Here is a 4,377-nt window from a genome sequence, read left to right as displayed (position 1 = left end):
GGACTTCTTCGAAGCCGTCGGCGCGCGGCTCGCGACGATCAGCACGGGGGAGGGCAACGACTACGGCCATCCCGCCGCTGCGGCTCTTGCGCTGCTGCGCGAACAGGGCACGCGCTGGTGGCGTACGGACACCGACGGCGACATCGCGATCGTCGAGCGTGACGGCCGCCTGCTCGTCGTGACCAGATGACTACTCTGGGTCCGTGGCCACGGCATGTCGATCGCGAGGAGTCAGCTGATGAGCGACCGGTCAGACCCGGCCCATGTCGTCATGCTCGTCGGCAACGACATCGCGGTGGACACCAGGGTCAAGAAGACGGCGGCCTCCCTCGCGCGCCTCGGGCTGCGGGTGACGGTCGTCGGCTACGGACCCGAGGGGCTGGAGACCGCGCGGATGGCGGGTTGCGACATCATCCGCGTGCCGATCCCGTGGACTCATCACAAGCATGGCCGCCAACCGGTCCCGCGACCGCTGACCCCGCGTCAGGCGGCGATCGCGAAGGTCAAGGCGCGCCGCGCCGCGGTCATCGAGTGGGGCACCCGGCCCACGCCGGCACGGCCAGTGCGGGCCGCCCGCAAGGCGGCGAAGATCGTCGCGCTCCAGTGGCTGCGCCTTCCTGGCTTCATGGCGGCGCGGACCAGGTCCAACACCCTGCCGCCATCGCTTGCTGGGCCGGACGAGTCCGAACCCAGCCTGCCGTGGCGTCTCACCGTGCCGATCGGGCTGGACTACCTCGAGGCTCTCACCCCGCAGATCGTTGCCCTCTCTCCTGACGTCATCCATGCCCACGACGTCCACACCATCGGTGCGGCCTCGTCGGCAGCAGACCAGCTCGAGGCCGCAGGCGCCCGCCGGCCGGTGTGGCTGTACGACGCGCACGAGTTCATCGCGGGCCTGTCCCTCTACGGACGGCGCGACGCCACCGAGCGCGCCGGGTGGCTCAACCTCGAGCAGGAGTTCGCCCCCCGGGCGGATGCCGTCGTCACAGTGAGTCCCGTGCTCGCCCAGGAGCTCGCCTCCCGCTATCCCGCCGTCCCGCGCGTCAAGGTGGTCCTCAACGCACCGTGGGAGTCGGGGGAGCCGCCTGCGGGTGGAACCACGGGCCTGCGTGCGGCGGTGGGAATCGGCGCCGAGGCTCCGCTCCTCGTCTACAGCGGGGTCGTGACCCACGCCCGCGGCGTCGACACGGCGGTCGAGGCGATGCCGGCCCTGCCCGGATGCCACCTCGCGATCGTGTCGACGACCTTCGCGGCGCCGATCAGTGACGTGCTCCGCGACCGCGCCGACGAGCTTGGCGTCGCCGACCGGGTCCACATCCTTCCTCCCGTCCCCGCCCACACCGTCGTGGACCACCTGGCCAGTGCCGACGTGGGACTCATCCCGATCCGGCGCTTCCCCAGTCATGACGTCGCACTCACCAACAAGCTCTTCGAGTACATCCATGCGGGGTTGCCGGTGGTCGTCAGCGACTGCACGGCGCAGAAGCAGTTCGTCCACGAGGAGGACATCGGAGCCGTGCACGTCACCGAGGACTCGGCCGACCTGGCCCTCGCCGTCCAGACAGTTCTCGGCGACCTGGAGCACTACCGGGCCCGAGCGCGCCGCCGAGAGCTGCGTCAACGCTACTCGTGGCAGGCGTCCGAGCAGGCCCTCCACGACCTCTACGCAGAGCTGCTCGGTCCGGCCCGGGTGGACGCGCCGCCGACCGGCCGCAGCTTCCCCGACCTCGGCGAGACCGACGTCGAGCCGCACGACGGGACAGCGGTTCAGGGCACCACCATCAGGTGATGCCCTGAACCGTCTGACCGCTTCGCTGCCCCGTCAGGGAGTCGGCTGGTCGTCCTGGCCCAGGCCCGGCGGGTTCACCGGGACCTTCATCTTGGGCACCTTGGCCTTCATCGTCGTGACCGAGTTCGTCTCCGTCGCCAAGGAGATGGTCGGATCGATCCAGCCCAGCACGTTCTTCATCATGGTCTGGACCAGGCCCTGCGAGGTCAGGCTCGGGGCCGGCACGGTCCAGTCCGACGAGCACCTGCCGTTGAGGTAGCAGCTGAAGCTGAACACCGAGGCGTTGAAGACACGAGCTCCCGACGGCGCCTCGAACGCGGTGATCGTCATGGGCTCGATGCCCCTGGCCCCGCGGCAGTCCGCCGAGCCGGCATACACCGACTGGATCCCTGGATGCTGGTACAGGTCGGGGTTCAGCCGGTCCATCTCGCCGGCGATGAAGCCGGGGATGCTGGTCCCCGGGGCGATGCCGTCGAACAGCCAGGTGCTCCCGGTCACCATCGTGCCGCCCGGGAGGGGGCAGACGTATTCCGCGCCGAGCAGCGGCTGGGATGCGTACGCGTCGCCCCGGAACCGCCACGTGGCGTCAGGAGAGGTCCAGTGGTCGGCGTCCCAGGTGCGCCGGTCGGAGCCCGAGGTGTAGGCGATCTCGCGGTACGCGGTGTTCGCCCCCATGCTGGCCACGTTCACCCCGCTCTCGATGGCCTGGCTGACCGCCGCGCGCATGGGCATCGAGTAGTACTCGTCGTGGGAGGGGATCATGAGGTTGTCGGCCCTGGCCGGGACCTGCCCACCGAACTCGTCGAGGTCCTCGTCGGTCCAGTACGTCACGTCGGCACCCTGCTTCTCGAGCCAGAACACCATGCCCTGCTCGAGGGGGAGGAACTGGCCGGAGCCCTGGCCACCCGAATAGGGCCGGTTGTAGCTCAGGCGCCCCGACTTGTTGGTGGTCGAGTAGAAGCTGCGGCCACCCCAGTCGTTGTACGCCGACCAGGTCGTCGTGGCCTGCTGGAGGAGGATGTCGTGCTTGGTGCCCGTGTCGTCTCGGACGGTCAGCGGCGCGTACGTCGCATACGTTCCGTCGCTCACCTTGATGAGGTAGGTGCCCGGTACGAACGTCTCGTCGATCGGGATGGTGAGCGTCTTCGACCAGTTGGCGGCCGAGACCATGTAGAGGTTGCGGCCCTGGCTGTCGGTGCCGCCGATCGTGGCGGCCGGCTGGTTGACCGTCGACACGTTGTCCTGGCGCCAGATCTCGCGCGCGCCGTTGCCGCCGTAGTAGCCCATGCGGTAGGCGATGACCGAGACCTTCTTCAAGGAGTCGTTGTCGACCTTGATGTCGACGGTGTCGCCACAGGTGGCGGACGTTCTGGTGAGGTAGGCAGACATGGTCGTTGACGTCGCCCCGGCGGAGATGGCCCACGCGGCGGTGCCGGCCTGGGCGTTCTCGTCCGTCACGCTCGGCCAGCTGTTCGGGCACGGGGGCGGCGGCGCCGCGATGGGTGTCACCGGTACGTCGGGCATGTCTGCCGGCGGGGCGATGAGCGGCAGCAGGCCGGAGGCCTTGGCCAGCACCGTGCCGCCGCTGGTCAGCGCGACGATCGGCAAGATGTTGTTGCCGCCGTAGACCGAGAGGCACAGGTTGTTGACCGGGATGTTCAGCTGGGTACCGATCGACACACTGATGGGCGACGTCGGGGTCCAGGTGAGGTACGCGCCCGACCCGGTCAAGGTGCCGTTGACGGTGCTGACCTTGCATGACGAACCTGGCGGGATGTAGAGCTGGATCTTGGAGAGCGTGCCCGCGCGGGTCACCTTCGTCCTGTAGGTCAGGTTCGTCTTCTGGCCGGGAATCGGGTTGCTCGCTGTGACGGTCCCCGTCGCCGTGCGACCCGTGCCGTACGACAGGGTCGCCCCCGTCGTCGAGACGGCCTTGAACCACAGGCTCCATGGCTCGCCCGTGGTGGGCAGCTTCAACCCGTAGAACGGAATCTTGAACCGGGCTCCTACGGTCACCTTGATCGTGGTGCTGGGCGTCCAGCGCAGCACCCCGGTCGACACCGTCCGCACTTTTCCGTTGAGGGATGTGACGGAGCCACCGGTCCCGGACGGCAGCGACACGTCGATGTACTTGACGGTGCCCGCTTTCGTCACCGTCGATTCGTAGTTCAGGGTGTGGGTCCCGTCCTTCGCGGCGTTCGCCACGATGGTGACGTTGGCCGTCACGGCGTTGGCGGGAGGCGCGACCACGATCACGCTCACGAGGAGGACCACTGCGGCAAACAGGGTCGTCAAAGAGGTTGGGATATGTTTCGACACTGGGAGTGTGCTTTCAACTGGGAGTGGGTCCTGCTGCCGGCTCCCACACCCCTTGGTACCCAGCACGAAAATCGTCGCATATCTCCGCCGATCGTGCTGAAAAATGGGCAAATTCGGATCTTCGCCATCGCGAATCGCGAGAGCCGCCGGTTTGTGGTGACCCGATGACTACGCTGAGTCCGTGGCCACGGCATTCGGAAAGATCCTGCTCATCACCGGCAACGCCGAGTTCCTCGCCGACCGCACGCGCGCGCGTGCCGTCAAGGCCG

The 4,377-nt window shown here is 68.2% G+C and carries 2 protein-coding genes and 1 pseudogene; 2 read left to right on the top strand and 1 reads right to left on the bottom strand.

Going from position 1 to position 4,377, the window contains the following annotated elements; genetic code table 11:
- Positions 1–190, top strand: a pseudogene (locus tag V6M46_RS06970) (hypothetical protein); the annotation flags it as partial.
- Positions 191–238: 48 nt separating this feature from the next.
- A complete protein-coding gene (locus V6M46_RS06965) occupies positions 239–1,789 on the top strand; it encodes a glycosyltransferase family 4 protein (RefSeq protein WP_332663238.1) in 1,551 nt (516 codons plus the stop codon).
- A gap of 33 nt (positions 1,790–1,822) precedes the next feature.
- Here V6M46_RS06965 and V6M46_RS06960 read toward each other — a convergent pair whose 3' ends face one another.
- Positions 1,823–4,084 carry a N,N-dimethylformamidase beta subunit family domain-containing protein gene (locus V6M46_RS06960; protein WP_332663236.1) on the bottom strand — a complete coding sequence of 754 codons (2,262 nt, stop codon included), beginning with the start codon at positions 4,082–4,084 and terminating at the stop codon, positions 1,823–1,825.
- Positions 4,085–4,377 lie beyond the last annotated feature (293 nt).

Source organism: Aeromicrobium sp. (genome assembly GCF_036676885.1).
GTDB lineage: Bacteria > Actinomycetota > Actinomycetes > Propionibacteriales > Nocardioidaceae > Aeromicrobium.
Note: the sequence above shows the minus strand (reverse complement) of the source record. Positions and strands in the feature narration are given on the sequence as shown.

Excerpts from the sequence above, each read along its gene's own strand:
- V6M46_RS06965 (WP_332663238.1), top strand. The coding sequence starts at position 239 with ATGAGCGACCGGTCAGACCCGGCCCATGTCGTCATGCTCGTCGGCAAC.